This is a genomic window from Methanobacterium sp. (genome assembly GCF_038562635.1).
Classification (GTDB): Archaea; Methanobacteriota; Methanobacteria; order Methanobacteriales; family Methanobacteriaceae; genus Methanobacterium_D.
Window position 1 is genome coordinate 1,901,833 of record NZ_JBCFBO010000001.1, and the last position, 25,214, is coordinate 1,927,046.

23 protein-coding genes and 1 tRNA gene are annotated in these 25,214 nt (G+C 33.9%); 13 read left to right on the top strand and 11 right to left on the bottom strand.

The window, feature by feature from the left end; translation table 11 throughout:
* Positions 1-23: 23 nt before the first annotated feature.
* Complete coding sequence (locus AAGU07_RS09110) at positions 24-1,667, bottom strand: bifunctional N(6)-L-threonylcarbamoyladenine synthase/serine/threonine protein kinase (protein WP_342458790.1); 1,644 nt, start codon at positions 1,665-1,667, stop codon at positions 24-26.
* Between the two features lie 727 nt (positions 1,668-2,394).
* Between AAGU07_RS09110 and cobT the strand changes: the two genes are divergently transcribed.
* From cobT to AAGU07_RS09135, 5 genes are all read left to right on the top strand, one after another.
* Positions 2,395-3,507, top strand: coding sequence for a nicotinate mononucleotide-dependent phosphoribosyltransferase CobT (cobT, locus tag AAGU07_RS09115; protein ID WP_342458791.1), 1,113 nt, complete (start codon positions 2,395-2,397; stop codon positions 3,505-3,507).
* Positions 3,508-3,560: 53 nt separating this feature from the next.
* Positions 3,561-4,265, top strand: coding sequence for a stage II sporulation protein M (locus tag AAGU07_RS09120; protein WP_342458792.1), 705 nt, complete (start codon positions 3,561-3,563; stop codon positions 4,263-4,265).
* Positions 4,266-4,513: 248 nt separating this feature from the next.
* Positions 4,514-4,936, top strand: a complete 423-nt coding sequence (locus tag AAGU07_RS09125) for a hypothetical protein (RefSeq protein ID WP_342458793.1) — start codon at positions 4,514-4,516, stop codon at positions 4,934-4,936.
* Between the two features lie 80 nt (positions 4,937-5,016).
* Entirely contained in the window at positions 5,017-5,577 is a 561-nt protein-coding gene (locus tag AAGU07_RS09130; protein WP_342458794.1) for a hypothetical protein, read from the top strand.
* Positions 5,578-5,587: 10 nt separating this feature from the next.
* Complete coding sequence (locus AAGU07_RS09135; RefSeq protein WP_048082002.1) at positions 5,588-5,782, top strand: helix-turn-helix transcriptional regulator; 195 nt, start codon at positions 5,588-5,590, stop codon at positions 5,780-5,782.
* 43 nt (positions 5,783-5,825) lie between these two features.
* Here AAGU07_RS09135 and uppP read toward each other — a convergent pair whose 3' ends face one another.
* The gene (uppP, locus tag AAGU07_RS09140; protein WP_342458795.1) at positions 5,826-6,665 is read right to left on the bottom strand and encodes an undecaprenyl-diphosphatase UppP; all 840 of its coding nucleotides are present in this window, start codon (positions 6,663-6,665) and stop codon (positions 5,826-5,828) included.
* Positions 6,666-6,865: 200 nt separating this feature from the next.
* Between uppP and AAGU07_RS09145 the strand changes: the two genes are divergently transcribed.
* The gene (locus tag AAGU07_RS09145; protein ID WP_342458796.1) at positions 6,866-7,375 is read left to right on the top strand and encodes a PsbP-related protein; all 510 of its coding nucleotides are present in this window, start codon (positions 6,866-6,868) and stop codon (positions 7,373-7,375) included.
* Positions 7,376-7,865: 490 nt separating this feature from the next.
* On the opposite strand, the gene AAGU07_RS09150 is transcribed toward AAGU07_RS09145, so the two are convergent.
* Positions 7,866-8,789: a branched-chain amino acid transaminase gene (locus tag AAGU07_RS09150; RefSeq protein WP_342458797.1), complete on the bottom strand. Its 924-nt coding sequence runs from the start codon at positions 8,787-8,789 to the stop codon at positions 7,866-7,868.
* A 278-nt stretch (positions 8,790-9,067) separates the two neighbouring features.
* Between AAGU07_RS09150 and AAGU07_RS09155 the strand changes: the two genes are divergently transcribed.
* A tRNA-Val gene (locus AAGU07_RS09155) sits at positions 9,068-9,139 on the top strand.
* 299 nt (positions 9,140-9,438) lie between these two features.
* On the opposite strand, the gene AAGU07_RS09160 is transcribed toward AAGU07_RS09155, so the two are convergent.
* Complete coding sequence (locus AAGU07_RS09160; RefSeq protein ID WP_342458798.1) at positions 9,439-10,227, bottom strand: restriction endonuclease; 789 nt, start codon at positions 10,225-10,227, stop codon at positions 9,439-9,441.
* A 177-nt stretch (positions 10,228-10,404) separates the two neighbouring features.
* On the opposite strand from AAGU07_RS09160, the gene surE reads away from it, so the two are divergent.
* The 4 genes from surE to AAGU07_RS09180 all read left to right on the top strand — a co-directional run bounded on the left by surE (position 10,405) and on the right by AAGU07_RS09180 (position 13,606).
* On the top strand, positions 10,405-11,181 hold the full coding sequence (surE, locus tag AAGU07_RS09165) for a 5'/3'-nucleotidase SurE (RefSeq protein WP_342458799.1): 777 nt from the start codon (positions 10,405-10,407) through the stop codon (positions 11,179-11,181).
* A 37-nt stretch (positions 11,182-11,218) separates the two neighbouring features.
* Positions 11,219-11,515, top strand: coding sequence for a DUF2098 family protein (locus AAGU07_RS09170; RefSeq protein ID WP_342458800.1), 297 nt, complete (start codon positions 11,219-11,221; stop codon positions 11,513-11,515).
* Between the two features lie 363 nt (positions 11,516-11,878).
* Positions 11,879-12,835: a CPBP family intramembrane glutamic endopeptidase gene (locus AAGU07_RS09175; protein ID WP_342458801.1), complete on the top strand. Its 957-nt coding sequence runs from the start codon at positions 11,879-11,881 to the stop codon at positions 12,833-12,835.
* 351 nt (positions 12,836-13,186) lie between these two features.
* Positions 13,187-13,606: a hypothetical protein gene (locus AAGU07_RS09180; RefSeq protein ID WP_342458802.1), complete on the top strand. Its 420-nt coding sequence runs from the start codon at positions 13,187-13,189 to the stop codon at positions 13,604-13,606.
* A 278-nt stretch (positions 13,607-13,884) separates the two neighbouring features.
* Here AAGU07_RS09180 and AAGU07_RS09185 read toward each other — a convergent pair whose 3' ends face one another.
* The 7 genes from AAGU07_RS09185 to AAGU07_RS09215 all read right to left on the bottom strand — a co-directional run bounded on the left by AAGU07_RS09185 (position 13,885) and on the right by AAGU07_RS09215 (position 21,946).
* Entirely contained in the window at positions 13,885-15,333 is a 1,449-nt protein-coding gene (locus tag AAGU07_RS09185) for an oligosaccharide flippase family protein (protein WP_342458803.1), read from the bottom strand.
* Between the two features lie 345 nt (positions 15,334-15,678).
* Positions 15,679-16,671 carry a methanogenesis marker 12 protein gene (locus AAGU07_RS09190; protein WP_342458804.1) on the bottom strand — a complete coding sequence of 331 codons (993 nt, stop codon included), beginning with the start codon at positions 16,669-16,671 and terminating at the stop codon, positions 15,679-15,681.
* 71 nt (positions 16,672-16,742) lie between these two features.
* Positions 16,743-17,729, bottom strand: a complete 987-nt coding sequence (gene ilvC, locus AAGU07_RS09195; protein WP_342458805.1) for a ketol-acid reductoisomerase — start codon at positions 17,727-17,729, stop codon at positions 16,743-16,745.
* Positions 17,730-17,971: 242 nt separating this feature from the next.
* Positions 17,972-18,538: a cadmium resistance transporter gene (locus AAGU07_RS09200; protein WP_342458806.1), complete on the bottom strand. Its 567-nt coding sequence runs from the start codon at positions 18,536-18,538 to the stop codon at positions 17,972-17,974.
* Between the two features lie 449 nt (positions 18,539-18,987).
* The gene (ilvN, locus tag AAGU07_RS09205; RefSeq protein WP_342458807.1) at positions 18,988-19,488 is read right to left on the bottom strand and encodes an acetolactate synthase small subunit; all 501 of its coding nucleotides are present in this window, start codon (positions 19,486-19,488) and stop codon (positions 18,988-18,990) included.
* Between the two features lies 1 nt (position 19,489).
* Positions 19,490-21,229: an acetolactate synthase large subunit gene (locus AAGU07_RS09210; RefSeq protein ID WP_342458808.1), complete on the bottom strand. Its 1,740-nt coding sequence runs from the start codon at positions 21,227-21,229 to the stop codon at positions 19,490-19,492.
* Between the two features lie 345 nt (positions 21,230-21,574).
* Entirely contained in the window at positions 21,575-21,946 is a 372-nt protein-coding gene (locus tag AAGU07_RS09215; RefSeq protein ID WP_342458809.1) for a response regulator, read from the bottom strand.
* A gap of 362 nt (positions 21,947-22,308) precedes the next feature.
* Between AAGU07_RS09215 and purD the strand changes: the two genes are divergently transcribed.
* Both purD and argF read left to right on the top strand, forming a co-directional pair.
* A complete protein-coding gene (purD, locus tag AAGU07_RS09220; RefSeq protein WP_342458810.1) occupies positions 22,309-23,619 on the top strand; it encodes a phosphoribosylamine--glycine ligase in 1,311 nt (436 codons plus the stop codon).
* A 654-nt stretch (positions 23,620-24,273) separates the two neighbouring features.
* Entirely contained in the window at positions 24,274-25,182 is a 909-nt protein-coding gene (gene argF / locus AAGU07_RS09225) for an ornithine carbamoyltransferase (RefSeq protein ID WP_342458811.1), read from the top strand.
* Positions 25,183-25,214 lie beyond the last annotated feature (32 nt).

Genomic DNA, 25,214 nt, shown 5'->3' on the forward strand with positions numbered 1-25,214 from the left:
GACTGTAGCTGAGAAGGTAGTAATTAATCTTGCCCTGTATTATTTACAGTGTACCTTCTTCTTCCCTCAATTTCATCAATTTTTTCAGCTATCTCTCTATAATCATCGGCAGTTTCATATCCTTTCAAGATTTCTGTAAAGCATAAATCTGCAATTTTGTAGTGGATGCCACCGATTGCTTTTTTAAATACCAGGAGGTCAACACCTTTATCCTCAACTAAGTCTGAATTTTTTCCAAGTCCAAAGTCTATGAAAACTACGCTGTCATCTTCTAGAATTAAATTTGAAGTTGTAAGGTCCCCGTGAATTATGCCGCAGTTGTGCAGCTTTGCTATATTTTCACCTATTTTCCTTGAAATCACTTTTATTTCATCCAGGGAAGCATCTTCAAAAACATCTTTAATTAGTTTTCCTTCGATTTTTTCTAAAACGAGGGCATGTTCTTTCCTATTTATGTCATATATGAGCGGGGTTTTGACTTCGCACATTTTGGCTTCGCCTAAAAGTTTTGCTTCTTTCTTTGTCCTCTTTTTCCGCAGCCTGCGGTCAATTTCAGGAATTCTGTAACTTTTTGGGATTCTCTGTTTAACAAATGCTTCGTGATTCAGCCATTTACATGTGTAAATGTTTGCTTCTGCCCCTTTTTCTGCAATTTTCCCCGGTAAAACCAGATGTTTTCCTGATTTATGCATCCAGGGAACGTCAACCTGGTCTGTCCTGTACTTTTGGATCACAGTTGTATCCTCTATCTGCTGAGTTAACCCGTATTTATACATCAACTGCCCCATCCAGGCAATCATAGCTCCATTATCTCCACAGTACTTCATAGGCGGCATATAAAACTCTGCAAAATGTTCTTCGGCCATTATACTTACCATTTCGCGCAGCCTGCTGTTTGCAGCAACCCCTCCACACAGCAAGACTTCTCGTTTTTTAGTATGAGCTAAAGCTCGCTCTGTTACTTCAACAAGCATTGAAAAAGCAGTTTCCTGTAGACTGTAACATACATCACTTAAAGGTGCTCCACCTTCGTATTTCCTTAAAGCGGCAGTTAAAAGTCCTGAAAATGAAAGATCCATTCCTTTAACAGCATAGGGAAGTTTAATGTATTCTTCTGCTTTACCTGCCAGTTTTTCAACCTCTGGTCCTCCAGGGTGTCCAAGGCCAACATCCCTTGCAAACTGGTCGAGGCAATTTCCTATAGCTATATCCAGGGTTTCTCCAAATACTCTGTATCTTTCAGACTCAAAAGCGATTACCTGAGTATTTCCTCCACTTACATAGAGCGAAACCGGATCTTCTGCTCCAGTTGTGAGTTTTCCAATTTCAACATGACCTATACAGTGGTTTACTCCAACTATGGGGACATTCAGCGAAAGTGCAAGAGATCTTGCAGCAGTTGCGGTGGTTCTAAGTCCGGGTCCAAGTCCTGGGCCCCGAGAAAAAGCAACTAAGTCTATATCCTCTATATTTAGTTTTGATTCTTTAAGAGCGTCTTTTATTAAAGGAACAATTGCGGCAGCATGATGTTCTGCAGCTTCACGTGGATGAATACCCCCACTTTCTGGAATTAGGGGATTTCCACATGATGCTAAGATCCCACCGTTGCTGTCAACGATCCCAACCCCTGTCTTTTCTGCAGTTCCTTCTATTCCTATACAAATCAATTATATCACGTCAATAAGTTCAATAAATCTATAAATAGTTATATTTGGCTTTAAAGAGTTAGCCATTTATTTACCAATAAATAATTATATTTTTATGTATATCTAACACTCATGTGCACACTTCATGCTTTATGTTAAATTATAATATCAATTAATTATGAAATTATATTTGGAAGATTGTAATTTACTTAACCATATAACTCATAAAAATTCAAAGTAATATCGGCACAACCATTTAGACATGGGCGTATCTAATACTTTGAACGTGTAATTAAATAATTTTTTAGTTTTTGTTAAATATCTACTTCATGGATATGTTGACTAAATTACCTATAATTTTGTATATATGGCATTAATCATGTTATTTAATGTATATTTTTAGTTAAATTTGATTTAAAGGGTATGTGCTCTTTTATTTAAGATTAAAATGTATTTAAATAATTATAATTTTGTTAGTTACACTTGAAATGGATGTCTTTCGACTAAGTTTATATGAATATGCAACTGTTTTAATTATCTAAGTCTTAAATATTCTGTTTATGTCATTTAATTAGAAGGTATTTAAGTTTAAAATACTTTATATGACTTAATTTTTGATATATCTTGAAAATAAGTTTAAATTTTGCTTGAATCAAGCTGTATCTCATTTCTGCGAAATCATGCAAATTATATTATATTGAATTTAACAAATAGAATGCAAATGAGTGCAAGGATTAGGTGAATATCAATGAAAACTTTATCAGATAATGCAATTTCAGATGCCAGTACCATTAATAAAAATATAAAATGCTACGGATCATCAGAAATTTTAAGTGAAATAAAAGAAAAGGATTCTTTATTTTTATGCGTAATGGCAACTACAAAAACGTCTAATATTCCTGGAATAACTGGAGCAGGCGCTACACCTGAACTTACAGAATATACTCCTGCTGCAGATCTGGAACTTGTAATATGCGGCGAACCAAAATGTCTACCCGAGATCCCACAAACAGTGACTGGAGATGCGGTTGCTCCAACTCCGGCGGTGATAACAAAAGCATCTCTTGAACTTGCAGATGTCCCTATAATGGTAGTTGATGCGGGGGCTGGAATAAAACCGGATCTTCCTTACATTAAACTGGGCAATGGGCCTGGTGAAGATGTAAGAACTGGAAATGCAGTTCCAAATGCAAGAGAAATATTTGAAAAAGGAGTTTTACTTGGAAAAACTTTATCAAAATTAACAGATCACCTTATAATTGGAGAAAGTACTCCTGCAGGAACAACAACTGCTTTAGGTGTCTTAACAGCCTTAGGATATGATGCGAAACAGAAGGTAAGCGGGAGCATGCCTGAAAACCCCCATGATTTAAAATATGAAGCAGTAATGGAAGGCCTTAAAGCTGCAGGGTATATGGAAGGAGAAGTTGTGGAAGACGCCCTGAGGGCTGTTGAAATCGTTGGAGATCCAACTATCCCTGCTGTAGCAGGAATTGTAATGGGTTCATCTATATCCATTGTGCTTGCTGGAGGTACACAGATGACTGCAGTGTGTTCTGTTATTAAAGGCATTGATCCTGAGTTTGATTTCTCTAAGCTGTGCATTGCAACAACTATTTTTGTTGCAGAAGATGAAACAGCAGATATTAACCAGCTGACCCGTCAGGTTGCTGAAATAGATATTTTTGCAGTTGACCCTGAATTTGAAAAATCTTCCGTTGCAGGGCTTAAAAATTACTTAGACGGTTCTGTAAAAGAAGGGGTCGGTGCTGGTGGAGCAATGATGGCTGCATTACTTAAAGATGTTCCTATGGATAATATAAGATTGAAAATCGAAGAATTATGCGATAAAATCTTTTAACCATATGTTTTGAAGATAAATGTATTATCAAAACGTTAAAAATTAGATTGAACATGATTGGACATGAAAATTTAAATAAAAAAGTTATAAACTGCTTGAAACATGCGGCACCATCTAAATACTCTTTTTTAATTTTTAGTTTATTTTATGTATCTGGTCTGGTATTTTCAATCTTAAAACCACAATATGCGGCATCTTTTTTTTATTATGGGTTCTTTCTTGGAGTTATGGAAGTTAAAATACAATTTCCAGATATTATTTCATTAAATTACATTCTAAATCAATTTATTTATTATTTAGGAAGAATTTCATTTGATATTTTTTTAAATAATATTACATTAATGGTTTTATGTGTCTTCACAGGTGTTGCTATTGTTCCTGTTATGTTAACAGGTTTATTCGCGTTTTCAGGGTCTCTTACAGGCATGCTTGTAATGAAATTTGGAATTTTTAAGGCTGTTTTGATACTTTTAGGATCTTTTCATCTGCCGCTGGAGATTTTAGCTGCTCTTTTATCAATAGATGCATTTTTAAAGTTTTATGGCTCTTTTGCAAATGCAATATTGAAGCATGATTTCACTGTATTTAAAGCTCTTAAAAATGAATTTTTGCCTTTGATTTTAAGTATTGCTGTAGTTTTAGCTACCGCTGCTATTTTAGAGGTCTTTTGGAGCACGTGGTGGGTGTACATCCTTACTAATCACTATATTTCGTGGTATGATTTCTATTTTGGTGTCCGCTCTGTTTTTGTATACTAATTTTTCAGATATAGGAAGCTTTAAATAGGGCTTATGTTAGAATTACATAACATGATGTTAGAAATTTATAACTTTATGTTGGAAATAAATAACTTAAAGGGGAGTTAAATATTTAAGGCTGTGAAAATATGGAAAATAAATTTAAGTATATGATATTGGGATTTTTGGTGATTGTGGGAATTTTAGGATATATATTTAAATCAAACAGTATGCTGTATTATCTCCTTATTTCCTTACTAGGGGGTTATTTGATATCAACAGCAGTTGATCATTTATTAAAAGAAGCAAAAAACAAAGGGAAAATGAACCTACTTACCTGGTTTGGGTCTGCAGTATTAATTCTGTCAGGGATTATGGTGATGGTTCTTGATGTAACAAACATTGTTTTTGGAATTCTGGTATTTTTAGGATTATTTGCCTTAATGATCAGCTTTTTTTACTATATTGGCATGGAAGAGCCTAAAGATGAACGTTTGAAGAAAATAGGGACTACTGCTACCACTTACTCGTGGCATCTAACTTTACTTATCCTATGTTCTATCCTTATTTCTAGTATATGGTCTGGAGATAAGAGTGTCAGCATATCCAGCTTAGGTTTGATACTGTTTGTTATGGTGGCTACAATGCTTGGCGTTAATATCTATTTAAACCGAAAGGGTGATGTAGACTAATTAATAAGATTTTAAATTTCTAAATCTTGAATTATTGTATAAAACAGCTATATGGCTGAAAATGGAGAGAAGTGAATATAATGGAAACAGAATTCAATCACTACTGGGGTTCGTTAGGAATTTTAGGCTTAATGGGATATGTACTGGAAAGTCCAATATATTATGTCTTTTTTGGGTTTTTCTTGCTTTTTTTAGTGCCTATTTTTAATAAATTTAGAAAAAAAGAGGATAATAAAAGAAATGAAAGTAAATTTAGCAACTATGACATGTATAATGTAAGTATATGGTTTGGTTCAGTGGCTTTAATGGTTTCGGGGATTATAATGGTAGTTACAAAGACTATGAGTGACTTGCTATCGGTTTTCCTTCTTTTGGGTATAATGGGCTTGATGACTAATTTCTTTACATATATGGGGATGGATAAAAAAGCTCGAGATGAACGTTTAAGGAAAATAGGAACATTTGCAGCAACTTATTCATGGTATATAACTTTAATATTCGTTACTTTCCTTGTATTAAATATGTACTGGGGGCAAAATATACACAACCCAATTGAATTAATGGGCGTGACAATTTTTGTCATGGTATCTACCATGCTTATAGCTAATACAGTTTTAAGCCGTAGGGGCGACATAGAATAAGTGGGATCATATGAAAACAAGAATAAAAGAATTCAGGGCTAAATACAACTTGACTCAGGCGGAACTTGCTGAAAAAGTTGGTGTCAGGAGGGAAACTATTGTATTTCTTGAAAAGGGGAAATATAATCCCTCGCTTAAATTAGCTCATGATATTGCTGTAATTTTAGAAACTAGCATTGATGAACTGTTTATTTTTGAGGAATAACAGTTCGAAAAATTAATTTTTAAAAAAAATAGAAAAGTAGTTTTTATAAATGGTAGATATAGCTTAAAATTATTGCCAGCGGACCTACTATCCAGCAGTAGTAAGCAAATGGAAGTAAATTTCTTTCCTTTATTAATTTTAGCATAAATTTCACGGCTAGATAACCGCTTATAATTGCAGCTATAAAACCAGCTATGGCAGCTGCACTGCTGATATCCATAATAGAACTGATGTCCTTTGCCTGCACGAGGGCTGCCCCTAATATTGCAGGTATGGATAGTAAGAAACTATAACGTGCTGCTAATTCTCTTTCAACTCCTAAAAATAGTCCTGTAGAAATTGTAGCTCCTGAACGGGATATTCCGGGGGCTATAGAAAATGCTTGAGCAATACCAATTATTATGGAGTTTTTAAGGCTCATTTCTTTTAAGCTTGTTTTGTCACTGATTTTTCTTGACACCATCTCTGATCCCCAAAGTAAAAATCCAGTTACAATTAAAAATACTCCTACCATAGTTATGCTGTTAAATAAACTTTCGAAGCTTGATTTGAAGAGAATTCCAGCTAATCCTGCAGGTATACTACCAATTATTATAAACCATGCTAGTTTTTTGAATTGGTTTTCTTGTAGGCCCTTGAGGAACTGGCCCCGAGGTATGTCTAATAAGCTGGAGAAGAATGATTTGAACATGTTTACTATATCGTTCCAGAAATAAGCTACTACCGCTATCAGTGTTCCAATATGTAACAGGGTATCATAAGCTAAGCTTGAGGTGGTCCCAATGATGTAAGGGACAAATACCAGGTGAGCTGAGCTGCTTACAGGTAAAAATTCAGTTAATCCCTGAACAATCCCTAGAACTAGTGCTTGAATTATATCCATTTTATCACCAAAATATTATATTTAATAGAAATTGAGTTAAAATTATTATTAATTTGAAATGCATTTTAACTCGTGTACGTTTATAATAAGAACTTAATATACATTATCATTCATAAAATTGATGGATAATTTTAATCAAAACATGATTTTGGGAATTATACTGCCTTTATATGAAGTTAAATGGATTCAATAGTGATTTAATGAAAAAATGGATATTTGTATTAGCTGTCTTAGCTTTAATTATTGCAGTCTCTGGATGTACAACCAGTCAACAGGCACCGGCTAATAAGACTTACTCTGAAAATGGTTTATCATTCATTTATCCTGGAACTTGGAGTGAACTAGATAAAACAGCTTATCAGAGTGCTTTAGATGATAAAGGTGAAATATTAGCAGCTGTAGGTGATGGATCTACAATTTTTGGGGTAGCCCGGCTTAACAAGATTAAGAATCATACAGATGTCACATTGAACAGTTTGGTAATATATTATAATGCTACGCTAAACGTTAACGGTACAAAATATGTATCAGAAGGCCCTGTAACTGTTGGTGGAGTTAAAGGATATGAAATAACTGTAAAAGCATCAGAAAATTATTTATCTGGAGTTTTGTTCATTAAAAATCGTACAGCTTATCTGGCTGTTTTTGAATCCTCTGATAATGATCAAAAAACGTTTAATCAGATATTAAATAGCCTTAAAATACCTTAAATTTTATTTTTTTATCATATTGCATTTTAATTAATATATGAAATTCTGCATTTAATGAAGTTTTAACAAATACTAGTATAAGTTTTTAGGTTTAAGTTTTAACTTAGAACTTATAAGTTGTAACTGACTAACTTCTAATGCATTTTGATTATAACTTAGAAGTTATAACTTATTCTTAACCAACTTCTAATTTGATTTCAGTTTTAACTTGGAACTTATAAGTTGTAATTGATCTATTTCTAACTCCATTTCATTAGAACTTAAATCTTATAACTTATTATTGACTAACTTCTAACAACATTTTTCTTATAACTTGGAACTTATAACTATGTTGTAAAATTAATCAAATTTTTAAATGAGTTAAATTTTTGAATTTAATTGAAAGAATGGATGGGTAGTTCTATTAAAAATGCTCTAATAACTTATAACTATTATCTTATATCTTATAAGATATAACTTATAATCTTAAGATCCGTTGTAATTATTATAATTACTCTATAAAAGTTAACCAGCCGTGTTCATCTTCCTCAACACCTCCAACGATGTTGAAGAACCTGGTCTGTAATTTTTCTGTAATTTCTCCCCGCTTTCCATTCCCGATTTTTATCCCGTCAACAGATCTGACAGGGGTAACTTCAGCTGCTGTACCTGTCATGAAAATTTCATCTGCAAGGTAAAGCATTTCCCTTGGAATGGGCTCTTCATTTACTTTAATTCCCATATCTTCAGCTAATTTAGTTATAGAGTCCCTTGTGATTCCAGAAAGCAGAGACAAAGAAGCGTGTGGAGTGTACAGTTCACCATCTTTAACTAAAAATACGTTTTCACCACTTCCTTCACTAACTGTTCCATGGTAATCAAGCATTATTGCCTCATCAAAACCATTGCTTACAGATTCCATCTTTGCCAGTTGAGAATTCATATAGTTGGCCCCTGCCTTTGCCATATTAGGAAGTGTATTTGGCGCCATTCGCCTCCATGTTGAGACACCTATATCTACACCATTTTCAATGGCCTCATCACCAAGATATTTTCCCCATTCCCATGCTGCAATTACAGTATCCATAGGGCAGTTCAAGGGGTAAACACCCAATTCTTTATATCCTCTAAATGCAATAGGCCGTATATAGCAGTCTTTTAAGTTGTTAATCTTTACAGTTTCGATTATAGCATCGCAAATTTCATCTACGGTGTATGGAATTTCCATCCTGTAGATCTTTCCAGAATTAAACAACCTTTCAACGTGCTCTCGCAAACGCAATATAGCGGAGCCTTTTTTTGTGTTGTAGCATCTTATGCCTTCAAATACGCTTGAACCGTAGTGAACAACGTGAGATAGAACATGTATATTTGCGTCTTTCCAGTTAACGAATTCACCGTTAAACCATATTTTTCCAGTTTCATCAAAAGCCATTGTTATCCCTCTTTTAAACTTTGATTAATTTTAAGAAATCAATGTATTACGCTAAATCATATTCCTGCTATTGGATTTGATTTATTTTTCTATGCAATATTTATCAATAGTATATAATAAAATGTAGGAATATAAAAATCAGTTGATAATTTGAATTAGTTTAGGAAAAGTTTATATAGGAACAAAGCTTAAATTTCATTTTCCGAAGTTTATTTCTCAACGCTTTTTTGGAAAAAGTTTATATACATTACTTGACAATAGTCAAAAATACGCATAAAGGGCCGGTGGTCTAGGGGTATGATACCTCGCTTACAACGAGGTGATCACGAGTTCGAATCTCGTCCGGCCCATTAGAATAAACTAACTATTTTTTCTGCATTAATTTAGCAAAGTTAATTTTCATGTTAACCATTTGTTATTTATCTTACTTTTAACACGTATTTGAAATATTTAACCTGATTTTAAAGACTTAAATTAAAATAAATTGAAAATAAGTAGTTTATTTATTTAAATGAGATTAAATAGTTTTAGAAAATTTCTCCTATTTTAAAGATTTTAGAAAATTACAATTAAGTTATAACGCCTAAAAGTGTTGAATTTACAAAAAATATATAATTTTTAAAAGTTTTTGAGGATTTAGCACATTAATTCAGGTTAAAAATATTAGTGCTATGTATATAATCAGGGTCACGAAAAATACTGTACTTCCCCTTATTAGAGTTACAGTTATATCTCTTTCTACAGCCATTACTATTCCATAAGACAGCACAGCTGCAATAAAAATCCTTAAAATCCCTAAAAGTGCCTTATTTATATGTATAAGATAGGGTATAAGTGTTGAAACAGCTAATACAATTATAATAAGTGCTATTGGATTACTTAATAAAGTTTTACTCCATTTTTTAAAGTTATTGGATACGTCACTATTTGATATATTCCTTTTCTTCCCGGTCAGCGAACCTCTTCTACCCCGACTTAGGAAGGAACTACCTGCAGAATCAGAAGGAAGTACATAGGTTTCTTCATCCTCTTCTACTTCTTCGTCATCATAATTTTCACTAGTTTCTATATTCTTCTTGGAAAGTGATTTGGCAATATTCATCAATTCATCTTTATCTATGAGGGTGATATTTCTACCATTTGCATAACCCAGGGCATTATCTGAAAAAGTTGAGGTTGTTATAACTATTACCTTGGATGCCTGGAGGGTTTTTGCTACCATTTCCATTTCTTTAAGTACATCTAAACCTACTTTCCACCTTTCTTCGTAGTTTTTACACGCTACTACTACGCCGATATCTCCTAAAACAGTAGGTAAAACTCCGTATATGTCCACAAGGTGCTTTGATGTTTTAAAGTATTTATGGACCTTAAATCCAGACTTTTCCATGATTTTAGCTACAAAATCGACCAATCTATTTTTTTCCAACTTCCTCACCCTTGAATTGGAGATATTCAATTATATTAGATGTATCAATGTTTTATAAATGATTTATATTTCCCTATTTTCATTAGTTAATATGTTGTATTTACTTTTAACTGATGGTATAAATAATATTTATTTTTATTAACTTCCAGTAACCTTTTTGAATGTTGAAATATAGATATGTGCATCATGCGAATTTTAATAACTAATGATGACGGGGTTAACTCATCTGGGATTGTAGCAGCAAAAGATGCTGTTCGTGAACTTGGGGATATCTACGTCGTGGCACCAGCAACACAGCAAAGCGGAATAGGACATGCACTCACACTTTTTGAACCAATGAGAGTTAGTTCATCTAATTTAAGGGATGGAAGCGAGGCTTATTCAGTTTCAGGAACACCAACAGACTCTTTAATACTTGGAATGTATGAAATAATGGATGAAAAACCAGATCTAGTTATTTCAGGTATTAATATTGGTGAAAATCTAGGCATGGCCGAACTTACAACTTCGGGTACCATAGGCGCGGCAATGGAGGCCGCTGCTCATGGAGTACCTGCTATAGCTGCTTCTATACAGGTTACAAGAGATGATATTAAATTTCACGATGGCCATGTAGACCTTGATTTTAGCTTCGCTCAGAAAGTTATAAAAAGACTTTCTAAGATGATCATCAAAAAAGGCCTTCCTGAAGGAATCGATTTTTTAAATTTAAACATCCCTTCACATCCAGAAAGCCATAAAATTAAATTAACACGGCTTGGAAAGAGAATGTATTCTATCCATATTCAAAAAAGACTTGATCCAAGGGGAAGAGAATATTACTGGATCGCAGGGGATCCTGTAGGAGTAGATGAAGAGGGCACTGATGTACATGTGCTCAGGTATGATAAATGTCCTACTATAACTCCTGTATCGCTTGATTGTACCTCTGATCTTCATTTAATGAAAGATTGGCTTGAATAAATAAATTTTTTATTTATTAACAGTCTATCGGGATCTGATGGAAATATTAGATATAAACGGAAAACAAATCCATAGGAATCTGCAAGTTAAGTATATAAGGACGCATACAACTGGAAAGGTAACTGATATTCTAGTTAAAGAAGATACTGTATGGGTTAAACTTGATTCCAGCGGTCTTTACTATAGGATTGATTATATTGAGGTCATCGAAAATAATGGAGCATATATAAAGCCAGATAAAAATAAAAAAAGAGTAAAGTCTGGAAAATTTGGCGTTGCGAATCCAGCTGTGATTTCTGATCATGCAGACGGCCCTGGTTATGGAGGGGGTTGAATTTCTATTTTTTTTAAACGGTTAAATTTCTTTTAGATTTAGTAAATTAATTTAAATATCTATTTTTTGTTTATATTCTATCAGATGCTGTTGTTTGTTTTTACGGAGCAATATTGCTCTAAAAGAGCAATTAGAACTCTTAAATTAACCTTAAAATAGTTAATATTATATATCATAATACTTGTTTATTAATTGATAAGCTTGAATATATATGAATTATTAAAATTCATCATATTATGACTTTTAGAGACATTATGGGCTCAGTTTTGGGCTAATTACTGGCTGCAGAATATACTATAGGTTGGGAGAATTTTGATAATATTTAATATTAAAAAAGGCCATCTTAAATAAGGAGTAATCAACATGTCCAGGATAACATTTTTAGATAATGCATCGGGAAGTAAAAACAATTGGTGGAGATACATTTTAACCATTATTTTAACATGGCCAGTGCCTATGGCAGTGACAGCAGTGATTTTTATCCCTGTCTTCATAATTTTTGGATTAATAGCTATAGCAACCAATACTTCGGACATGTCTTATACAATAGCTTCAAATCCTTTATTTGAACTTTTATTAACTGGTATATCTGCCGCAATTTCGATTTTACTCCTTTATTTATGCATAGAATTTATCCATAAAAGGAAATTCATATCTATAATTAACACGGTCTGTAGAGTAGATTGGGTAAGAATATTAAAAGGTGCGGGAATATGGTTTGCTATTTTAACAGTCGGGTCATTAATTGAGTTAATAATTGATCCAGGCAGTGTTAAAGTAACTTTTAATCCAAGTACATTTATTTTCCTCCTGCTTTTGAGTCTGCTGGTATTTCCACTTCAAGCATCCTTTGAAGAGCTGTTTTTTAGAGGATATCTTATGCAGGCAGTAGGGATACTCACAAAAAAGCCAATAATTCCTTTAATGGTTACATCTGTAATTTTTGCGGCTCTTCACTTCTGGAACGGTACAGATATGATTATGAGTGTAGATATAGTGCTCCAGGTATTTATTATTGGAATAACACTTGGTATAATAACTTTAGGAGAAAACAGGCTGGAAACAGCAATGGGAGTGCACATTGCAAACAATATCTTTGTCTCTGTAGTAGTTAATAGTGCAAGTGGTGGATTTGAAGGTCTTCCATCTATATTAACATCATATGGAACCCCTAATCCTGTAACAGATGTTCCAATATTTGTTTTATATGCTTTAGCATTGATAGGCGTTGTTTTCTGGAATAAAAAAGATATGTTGCTCAATATTTTCAGGGATACAGTTGATGTAGAAATGGATAAAATTGAAGCTAAAGAGATTTAATTAACGAAATGGGGTGTTACAATGCATTATGTTCACCCTATATTAAATCGAATCTTATTAATTCATGCTAAAATAGTTAATATTATATGCTAAAACATCAGTATACCGAATTAGTATTAATTATGAATAAATTATGAAAAATAATCATTTTTCATGTTATTGAGCGTGGAAAATTGAGAATGAATGAAAAATGGAGATAAATTATGAAATTTCATCCAATAGTTAAATTATGGGGAAAACCAGTTCAAAAGACAGTGTCAATGTTTAAACGATAAAAAATTTAAAGAGCTTAATATTGGACAATATATCTCTGATTATTTTTTAAATTTCAAATTTAATGGAGGAAATACATTGAAAAATGAAGTTTTTATTTTAATGGGGCTTATTGTAATTACTATATTAGTTACAGGTTGTATTGATCTAAATAATTACAAATTAATGGGAGAATATAATCTAACGAAAGATAATAATACGCAAACTGTTATTATAACTCTTCCGGAGGGAGTAAATCACGCTAAAATAGAAATCGTGAATATGACAAAAACTACTAACTCTGCTGTGAGTTTAGATTGTTATGCTTTGAGCATAATTCCTCAAGAAGGAAAACCCGCATCTAACTATGCTAACAATACAGTAGATTATGAAGCATTTTCAATACAAGATTCTCCTGTTCCATTAAATAGAAGTTTAACATTAGATACAAATAATGCAAAGAGCATATTAATAGTGCTTTCTTCTGGAAAAGGCATTGTTAAAGTATCTACAGCTTAGTTTAAATTATAACTCTTAATTTAGTTTTTAATAGATTATAATACAAAAAGAGGACTATTTGGGAGGATAGTCATGTCGTACATTACATTTACTACGACTACAGTTACAACAGAACAGGTAGTTTGGTTCTTTGTAGGCCTATTATTGTTTTATTGATAGTTGTATGGCTAGTTATTAGACATAAAAAGAAATCAGGAATGTGAAATGGGTGGAATGTTAAAGAATTATAATTTAAAATCTTATTAAATGAGCTTAATGGAGTTTTTAGAGGAACTTAATTATATATGCGTTAATTCCCTGAAAAATTTTATTTCTTCTCTACTGATTCCCCTTAACATAAAAATAATTGTTATATAAACAGCTGAGCATATGATGATAGTCGCTAAAATCCCAATAGCAGATACTGGGTTTATAACTAAAATAACGGTTGACATCACTATAGATGCTATAAGACTTTTAAGCAGGAATTTAAAGTCAAATTCTATTTTAATGTATTTTTGAGAATAGATTAAAGTGACTACTAAGGTAAACAGGTATGCTGTGAGTGTTGCGATTGCTGCGGCAATTATACCAAAACTGGGTATGAATATAATATTTAGAATTACATTAATGGCAGCAGCAGCCATCCACTGTGAACCCATAATTTTTGTTTTCTTTTCCAATATCAGAATTTGGACAATTATCCCATATAATCCCACTAAAAGCGCGCCTAATGCAACAAAAGGGGTTATAAAATAACCATTCTGTGCGAATTCTGGTTTATGTGTTATTACAAGGAGTAGTGGTTCTGATAGAAAGGATAAACCAAAGACTGCAGGTATCGCTAGCAGCATGAAATATTTAATAGAATAGTCTAAATGTTTTTTAACTTCTCCTATTTCATTTTGATCATAATATTTTGACAGTAAAGCTGGTAAAATAAAACTAAACGGTGCTGCAAACATTGTTATTACAATACCCAGGGTATATGCAGGCGTATAATAACTAACAAATGTTGTTCCCAGTATAAACAGGATTAGATAACGGTCGCTTGCATCTACTATCCAGCTGGATAAATTACCTGGAATTGTGGGCATACCAAATGATAGATATTTGCGTATGCTTTTAAATTTAGGGAGTTTAAATCCAATTTGGCGAAGAACTAACCAAATTGAAGCTAAAGCTACAATAAATTGCGCTATGAAATATCCAAATATGGCTCCTTCTATTTTATGGCCTGATTCTAGAAGGCATACTACTATGGCTACCATGAGATATGTCTGTATCAGTGAAAGTATTGAGATTATTTTCATCTGCTGGAATGTTCTAAAGAAACTGGAGAAAGAAATGTATATTATACTTGCTAAAGTAGTTAAGGTCAATAATGTGGATATTACTGTATTGCCATTAAAAAGAATTAATGCTATCTGTTTTGATAATAAAAGAAGTATTATTGAGGTAATTATGCCTACAAATAGTAATAAAAATGTAATAGAATAAAATTCTTCTTTTATATTCTCTTTTTCAGTTTTAATAGCTAAAAATCTAACCATTGAATATGGAAGGCCTAGTGTTACAATTAAGGGTATGATCCCAACAGTTGTAATAAATATGGTCCATATTGCATAATCTTGAGTTGTTAAATTTTGGGTTAAAAATGGCAGTAAAATAAGTGAACTTAAACTTACAAATATATTTGTCACGCCGAATAAGCCAATTCGCTGTACAAAAAGCTTATATTCGCTCAAAAGCTCACCATTATCTGATTATTAACAAATGCTGTATTTGAGTCTTGTATTTTTGTTAATTCTGGTATTTAAATCGATGTAAGTATCAAGACATACAAGGTTAATAATAGAATAAAGTAACATATTAAGATTACTAAAATACACATTTCTACTTTCTATTTAAATAAATCATTACTTGCCTATGATAGGTAAACTGGGTTTAAAATACAAAAACAAGCTAAAATCACTAACAAAAATTTGGATTTTAAATAGCTTAATCCGAGATATGGGTTTATTAATAGTAAATGATGTAAAAAAGTTAAAAAACGAATACATTTGGTAAACAAGGATTAAAATAAAGTTCTTTTATTTAACCACAGGCATACCTAAAATATCCTTTTCTCCTTCAAAAACGGCTTTTGCGATCTGGGCGCTTCCAACAGAACCTGATCTTTCCCCAATTCTAACAACCGGTGCAATATTTTCAACCTCTTTTTTAATGGCACCAAATATATCGATTGGTTCTTGCATAGATCCAGTAGAGCCAGTTAATATAATCCCATCAACATTTTTTGCTATTCCTGCAAGCCCATAGATCTCCATCACGATTGTCATAATCATGGTATCTATAGCAAGTTTTGCTTTACTGTCGCATTTTAAATAATTTTTAATGATTTCATCTTTCATATGGCTTACTTTTCCATATACATCAGCTATTTTTACAGCTCCTGCACGTGAAAAACATTCATTGGCAGTTCTAACTCCGTCATCGATATCCCTAATCATTTTAAGGTCAAGCGGGCCGTGAATAGTTCCCATAGCACCTATACATGCATCCATTGCTCCTTTGATTATCCCGTCTTCAATCAGCATAGTTACCGTATTAGAACTGATATCTGCTACTATCATATTTTTAAAGCCTGTTTCCATGAACGCGTTATAACATATACTGACTTTTTCAGAGCTGGCATGATGAGAATAAGCAGCTTTAAAACGTTTATCAAGGCACGTGGTTTCATCGTGAATTCCAGGTATTACAACTGTTGGAATCCCTGAATTTTTGATTTCATCGTAAACTGCTGTTCCGCCACCTGTTACTTTTCCAGCGCCTTCCATTGATTTAATTCCTCTGTTTTTCACTTTTTCTATTGGAGTCACGGCTTTTAGGGCATCTCCCATGGCATAGGTTATTGCCATGAGGTCAATTGAGTTTAAATCAACTCTTTTTGAAAGTTCTTTTAATGCAGAGACTTTTCCAGCAGATAAGTCTTCCCGCAGGATTTTAAAATGAGTAGTTTCGTTATCGAGAATTGTAAAAGAGACTCCTGTAGTCCCATGATCCATTCCAACAAATACCATGGATTCACCTTTATGCAATTATAAAATATCAAATAATTTCGAGCTTAAAATTTAAAAACAAAAAAAGGGGATTATTTTTGTAATCCGCAAAGTTTCCTGAGTTTTGTACCTACCTTTTCAATCTGGAGGTCGTCTTCCATTGCTCTCATTCTACCGAGCATAGGAGCTTTGGCCTGGTTTTCAAGGGCAAATTCTTTGGTAAATTTACCAGTCTGGATTTCTTTGAGAATTTCTTTCATAGCAGCCCTTGATTCGTCGGTTATAACTCTATCTCTTCTTGTAAGTCCTCCGTATTCTGCGGTGTTACTTACATCGTGCCACATTCCAGCAAAACCCTGTTTGTATATGAGGTCTACTATGAGTTTTAATTCGTGGCATGTTTCGAAGTATGCGATTTCTGGCTGGTATCCAGCATCTACAAGTGTTTGGAAACCTGCTTTTATTAGCTCAGTTGCTCCTCCACAGAGTACTGCCTGTTCACCGAATAAATCAGTTTCTGTTTCTTCTTTGAAGGTTGTTTCAAGTACTCCTGCTCTTGTAAGTCCTGATCCTTTGGCCATTGCAAGTGCAATTTCTTTTGCATTTCCAGTTGCGTCTTGTTCGACTGCTACGAGTCCTGGAACTCCAAATCCTTCTTCGTATTCTCTTCTAACTGTTGCACCAGGTGCTTTTGGAGCTACCATTGTAACATTAACATTTGCAGGTGCTTTTATGTAGTTGTAGTGTATGTTGTACCCGTGTGAGAATGAAAGGGTGTTGCCTTCTTCTAACCCTTCTTCAATTGCGTTTGCATAAACTGCAGCTTGAATTTCGTCAGGGATTAATATGTGAATTACGTCTGCTTTTAAAGCTGCTTCTTCCATGGTTAATACAGTTAAACCATCAGCTTTTGCTTTATCCCATGATGCTCCGCCTTTTCTAAGTCCGACAACAACATTTAATCCACTTTCAGACATGTTTAATGCTTGTGCCCTTCCCTGGCTACCATAACCTATAACTGCTATAGTTTTATCTTTTAAAACGTCTAAATCTACGTCTTTTTCGTAATGTATATTCATTTAATGCCTCCAAAAAATATTTTCACTATTTTTTGAGGTTCAGAAAATCTCTCAAAAATTCTTCGAATTTTTGGAGCACGAAACCAAATGTTTCGTAAGCTTCGATTTTTCTCAACCTCCCGATGATTTTGAGTTAAACGATTTACCGTAATGGGTAAAAAATTAATGCCACTACAATATTTGAACCGTGGATTTATAAATTTTATCATAGCATATTTTTGACCCTAAATTAAGCGCTGAAATTAGAAGTTGTGTGCTAAAATAGTAATTCCTAGGAAAATTAAGACAAATAGTAAAATTATGTGTCCGTATTTTTTAATTTTATCCCCTAAAATACTGTTTTCTACCAAATTAAAGCTGATATAACACCATACTGCGATCATTACTATAAATACTGATATTACAACGAGCATCTGATGGAGTCCTATACTTGCAAATAGGGGGACATAAACTCCAATATTATCTCCGCCGTTTGTAAATGAAACAAGTGCCACCAACGATGACTTTGAATTTCTAAATTTTGAAAAAAAGCCCTTATTTTCTTCATTTATATTATAATTTGCTGAAATATCTTTGTTATCTTTTAAATCCTTTAGATTTTTGAGCCCGATAATTATGGGCAATATACCAAGCATCCCGATCCAGTTAACTGGAATAACTAACTTTAAAAAATAGCTTAATGCACTTATGGCAATTAAAGCCATAACTCCAATATACTGACCTAAAACAATCTGTTTAACCTTAAATTCTTTATTTGAAAAGAATATCATTAAAACAAAAAGATCATCAAGATTAGTTGCTATAAACATTGCAACAGCTGTAAAAATTAGAAAGATAAATTCTATCATGGTACAAAATAATAAATAGGGGCCCTCAAAAATCGTTGATTTTTGGGCCGAGGAAACACAGCATGCAAACACAAAGTGTTTGCTGCCCGGAAAATCGTAGATTTTCCGACGGCATTCGAAAATTTTCAATTTTTGATGTTTGAGGAACATAGTTCCTCAACCGCAAAAAACTTTGTTTTTTGCATGTTGAAGGAAATCTTTGATTTCCTGAACAGCAAAATCCTACGGATTTCGCATGCGTCAAATCAAAGCTGGAGAAAAATGTTATGCATTTTTCTACGCGTAAAAAAATCGTAGCTTACGAAAATCGTAGATTTTCGTGCCCCAAAAATTCTTCGAATTTTTGAGGGATTTTTTTAAGATTTGACAGTTTCCTACGGCATGTAAAAATCATAGAATTTTCGAGTGCATTAAATAGTTTTAACACCTCTAGACATTGCAGTAGGGCCTGTCCTTGCAATTTCTTTGATTCCGAAACCTTTTACAAGGTCGATAAGAGCGTCAATTTTATCTGATGCCCCTGTCATCTCTATGGTGAGAGTTTCAGGGCTTACATCTATTACACGTCCTCTAAAGATATTTACATATTGAACAACTTCGGCCCTTACTTTTTCTGTTGGTGAATGAACTTTAATCAGGCAAAGCTCTCTTTTAACAGTATTTTCAGGCTCCAGATCTCTTACTTTAATGACATCTATGATCTTGTTCAACTGTTTTGTAATCTGTTCCAGGACTTTCCCGTCGCCTTTTGCAATTATGGTCATTCGAGCGATTTCCTCTTGCTCTGAAGTTCCAACTGTGATGCTCTCTATGTTAAATCCCCTTCTTGTAAAGAGTCCTGCAACTCTCTGGAGTACACCAGGCTTATGAAGTACAAGTGCGCTAATAATGTGGGTTCTTTGATCTTCCATCTTAATCACCTGCCCTTTCTTTAGCTGTTTCATGATATGGTATATCTTCAGAGTGGTTAGACTCGGTTTTGTACTCCCCAACTATTTCGGTGAGGCCGCATCCTGGCGGTACCATTGGAAGGATTTCATCTGGATCAATTGTAACGTCGATGAGTGTTGGTTCACCTGAGTTAATTGCACTGGACAGTACCTCACGAAGTTCACCAGGCTTTTCTACACGGTCTGCAGCAACTCCAAATGCTTCTGCAAGTTTAACAAAGTCAGGAGACTCTCCTAAGTGAGTATGTGATAACCTTTTCTCGTAAAATAGGTTTTGCCACTGAGCAACCATTCCTAAATATCTGTTATCTAAAACACATATTACAACTGGAATGTCGTATTCTTTCACAGTTGCAAGTTCCTGTGATACCATTAAGAACCCACCGTCACCTGCAACAGCTACAACATCGCTTTCAGGCATTGCAACTTTTGCACCTATTGCAGCAGGGAACCCGAATCCCATAGTTCCAAGCCCTCCAGATGATAAGAATGTTTTAGGTTTTCTGGATGTGAAGTAGTGAGCCATCCACATCTGGTTCTGCCCAACATCTGTTGTAACGATTGTATCATCATCTACAGCTTCTGCTATCTCCTTTATAACCTGCTGTGGTTTTAATGGTGTGTCATCAAATGACATTTTAGGTATGCATGTCTGTTTGAAGTTTTTAACACGGTTTACCCATTCCATGCTTTTATTGCTCATTTTATTTTGAGAGATAGCTCTTATGAGGTTTGATAAAATGATCTTTGCATCACCAACAATCGGAATGTCAACATCTACATTTTTCCCTATTTCTGCAGGGTCGATATCTATGTGGATTATTTTGGCATTTTTAGCAAATTCACTTATTTTTCCGGTTGTCCTGTCTGAGAACCTGCATCCAACAGCAATCAGACAATCACATTTATCTACAGCAAAATTAGCAGGTAATCTGCCGTGCATCCCGAGCATTCCAAGGGAAAGGTCATGATCTTCAGGGAAAGATCCTTTACCAAGAAGTGAAGTTGTTACAGGAGCTTTAACTAATTCTGAAAGCTTTAAAAGCTCTTCTGATGAATTTGATATAATAACTCCGCCACCTGCAAGTATAACTGGTTTTTTAGCGTTTCCAATTAAGCTTGCTGCCCTCTTTATCTGTAAAGGGTGGCCTTTTCTTGTTGGTTTGTATCCTGGTAAAGTGATTTTGACATCATTTTCAAAATCTAGTTCCTGTTCCTGGATATCTTTTGGTAGATCTAGAACTACTGGTCCAGGTCTTCCTGTTCCGGCTATATAAAATGCTGATTTAACCATTTCGGGAATTTCTTTTGAAGTTATAGGTTGGAAATTATGTTTAGTAATAGGCATTGTCATTCCAATTGTATCTACTTCCTGGAACGCGTCATTACCAATTAGTCCTGTTGGAACCTGTCCTGCAATAGCTACGATTGGGGATGAGTCCATATAAGCAGTTGCTATCCCTGTCACGAGATTTGTTGCTCCAGGACCTGATGTTGCAATACAAACACCCACTTTTCCAGATGCCCTTGCATATCCATCTGCAGCGTGAGCTGCGCATTGTTCATGTCTTACTAAAATGTGTCTTAGGTCAGAATCGTAGATCATATCGTATAGAGGAAGTAACTGTCCCCCGGGATATCCAAATACAACATCTACTCCCTGATTTTCCAGTGATTTAAGTAGTGCTTCTCCGCCTCTCATTATAAACACCTGTAAAATTTATGTATATTATTGGCTAGTTTTCATATTTATTTATTCTGAGATATATTAATGTTCATATGATCTCTTTTGGATAGCTGGAATTAATTATGATCCAACCATACTTAATATTTAAAATTAAATTAATATTAAAGAGGATATTCTCATTTTTAAACCAGATTTAGATCCAAAAATAATCAGTTAGCAGCAATATAGGCTCTAAACTTATTTTTTTATTAGTTGAAATATTAATGGGTAAATACTTAATTTATAAGCTTTGAATATTTTAAAATTTCCTCAAAAATTGGAACATATAATTAAATCATGTATCTGCTGAATCTAATGTCTTTAATGACCTTGCTTGTTAAGAACTTCTTCTATAGCGCTGCGCAGTTCACTATCAACAAAAGGTTTTACTAAATAACCAAAAGGCCCTGTTATTTTTGCCCTGTTAAGTGTCTGATTGTCAGAATGTGCTGTAAGATATATTATGGGAATATCAAAATGTTCACGTATTCGCTCAGCAGTTTCTATTCCGTCAATTTCTCCCTTAAGTACAATATCCATCAACACTAAGTCTGGTTGGGATTTTTTAACTTCTTCGATAGCTTTTTCTCCAGAAGATACAACAGCCAGCACACCATAACCAAGACGTTCTACTTTATCCTGTATATCCAGCGCCACGATGCTTTCATCTTCAACTATCAGTATATTTACCATTATTAAGCTCCTCTAATGACTTCTCTGCATTAATTTAGTTCATGCTGTTATTTATAGCCATTTTTTCTAATTATATGTAATTATTCATTATGTTGTGTCACTTGTATTTTCTTTAGGTTATTGCTGTTATCTGATAAACATATAACGAGCAGCAATTTTAATATTTTTAATAGTTTTATCTATAGGTTTATCTATTAAATAATAAACCATTTTTATAGGGGTCATGTCTATAGATTTATAAAAGGAGAATTTATAGAGATAATAAAAAATCAGGAAATTTTTAGTCTTTAGTTTTTATATCAAAAATAGGTACTTAATTTAAAATTTCAATTTCACATGATTTTATTTAAAGGAGGATTTATATGAAGATTCTTGTAGTAGGTACAGGGGCGAGGGAACACGCTATTTGTAAAGCAGTAGAAGGAAATGCAGAATTATACTCAGTTATGAGCAATAAAAATCCGGGGATAGCGCGGATATCTAAATATCAGATAGGAAGTGAAAACGATATTGAAGCTGTAAAGAAGTTTGCAGTGGAAAATAAGATTGATATAGCTGTAATTGGGCCGGAAGCCCCTCTTGAAAAGGGTATTGTAGACGCACTGCAGGCAGAAGGCATAGGCTGTGTTGGGCCAACCATGGAAGCAGCTAAAATTGAGACTGATAAAGTTTTCATGAGAAACCTTTTTGAAAACTATAAAATACCAGGATCTTTAACCTACAGGGTTTTTGATAACTATGAAGATATCAGCGATTTCATCGATGAATTTGGGGAAGATATTGTTGTTAAACCTGTAGGGCTAACCGGTGGAAAAGGAGTTAAAATTGTTGGAGAACAATTAAAAGATCTAGAAGAAGCTAAAAGCTACGCTAAAGAAGTAGTAGACACTAAAATGGGCGGATATGCCAGTGTAGTACTCGAAGAACGAGCTATAGGTGAAGAATTTACAGTTCAGGCATTTGTAGATGGTAAGAACATAGCCCCAATGCCTGCAGCTCAGGACCACCCATATGCATTTGAAGGAGACGAAGGGCCTATAACTGGAGGAATGGGGTCTTATTCTGATAAAGGGGGTTTACTTCCATTTTTAGATAAAAAAAGTTATGATGAATCTGTTAAAATAATGGAAGAAACAGTAAAAGCTATTAATAAAGAGGTTGGACCTTACAAAGGATTTTTATATGGACAGTTCATGCTGTGCAGGGACGGCCCGAAGCTCATAGAATACAATGCCCGGTTCGGTGATCCAGAAGCCATGAACGTTCTATCTCTGCTTAATTCTAATTTTGTAGATATCTGTGAAGGCATCGTTAACGGGAATCTTAAAGGAGCTAAATTTGAAGATAAAGCTACCGTTTGTAAATACATCGTGCCAGAAGGATACCCTGGAAATGCAGTTCCAAACCAGGTAATCGATGTGGACGAAGCTAAAATTAACGAAGCCGGCGCCCAGGTTTATTATGCTGCTGTAAATGAAAAGGATGGAAAAGTTTACTCCTCTTCTTCAAGAGCCCTTGGCCTCGTTGCAATTGGTGAATCAATAGAAGAAGCTGAAAAGCTGTGTGAAGACGCTACAAAATACGTAAAAGGTGATGTTTATCACAGAAGGGATGTTGGAACAACAAATCTTGTACAGAAACGAGTTAAACACATGGAAGAAATCAGAAAATAATTCAAGGAGTAACAAAAGAATTACATTATTTTATAGTGAATAACCAAATACTCTGGATTAATTGATCTATAAAAAATGTATTTTGTTTTAAACCCTCAAAAACCAAAGTTTTTGGGGTTCAAGAAATGATATACATTTCTTTCAACCTGCAAAAAATTTTTGATTTTTGCGGTTCAGGAAAAACTGTCAAAAATCTACGATTTTTGACGCAGCAAACACGAAGTGTTTGCATGCTGCGTTTTTCATTCAACCTCTAAAATTTTGTTAACAAAATTTTGGGGTTTCGAAAATCCTAAAGAATTTTCCTCAACATCCAAATAATAGCTGATTTTTTGGGGTTTCGAAAAATTCCATTTTTCCTTCAATTTATTAAATCTAAATTCAATTAATTATCTAAAAGTTATTAAATTTAAAAAGTTATGTTATTTGCTATAAATTAACTTGAAAATCTCTAATAGCTTATTATTAAACTGAAATAGAATAGAATGAATTATAATGGATGATGAACTGAATAAAAAGGTTAAATCATTCTGTTTTGCTTAAATTCTCTAGAAAATAATTCATTTAGAATTAGAGAAAAGTAGATATAGTATGATTTAAATAAACATCTCCTTCAATAAATAAGGCATAAGGAATACAATTTGGAGTGAAAATATGAATCATCTTTTATCAATGGAAGATGCCCGGGATCATGTAAATGAAATACTGGATCTCTCTAAAAAATTTAAGAATGGAGAAATCCCTGGAGAACCTTTGGCTAAGAAAACACTTGCCATGGTTTTTGAGAAGGCATCAACAAGGACTAGAATATCTTTTGAAGTTGGAATGTATCAGCTTGGTGGAAACGCGCTTTATCTATCTAGAGAAGACCTTCAACTTGGTCGTGGTGAAATAGTAGAAGATACTGCCAGAGTTATGAGTAGATATGTTGATGGAGTAATGATCAGGGCCAAGGAACATGATGATGTTTTAGAATTTTCACGATATTCTGATGTACCAGTTATTAATGGCCTTACAAACAAGGAACATCCTTGTCAGGCATTTGCAGACATTTTAACCATATATGAAAAGAAAAATAGTTTTGATGTAAAACTTGCCTTTGTTGGAGATGGAAACAACGTCTGTAATTCATTATTATTTGCATCGGCATTTGTAGGGATGGACATGGATGTAGTATGCCCTCCGGGATATGAACCGGATGCTGAAATATTTAAAAAGGCCAAAAAATACGCTGAAGAAACTGGTGCAGAACTTAAAATAGGTAATGATATTGAAGATGGAGTTGAAGGTGCCGACGCTGTTTATACTGATGTATGGATCAGTATGGGAGACGAGGAAGAGGCTTCAAAAAGACTCAAGGCATTTGCTGCTTATCAGGTAAACAAAGACCTTATGGGTCAGGCAAATGAAGATGCAATTATTTTGCACTGTTTACCGGCTATTCGGGGACAGGAAATTACTGCAGACATGTTGAATTCCGCCCAGTCAGCAATATGGGACCAGGCTGAAAACAGGCTCCACGCCCAGAAAGCGGTGCTTTACAAATTACTGGGGAAGAAATAACCCAGATATTTTCTTTAATACAATTATTTTTT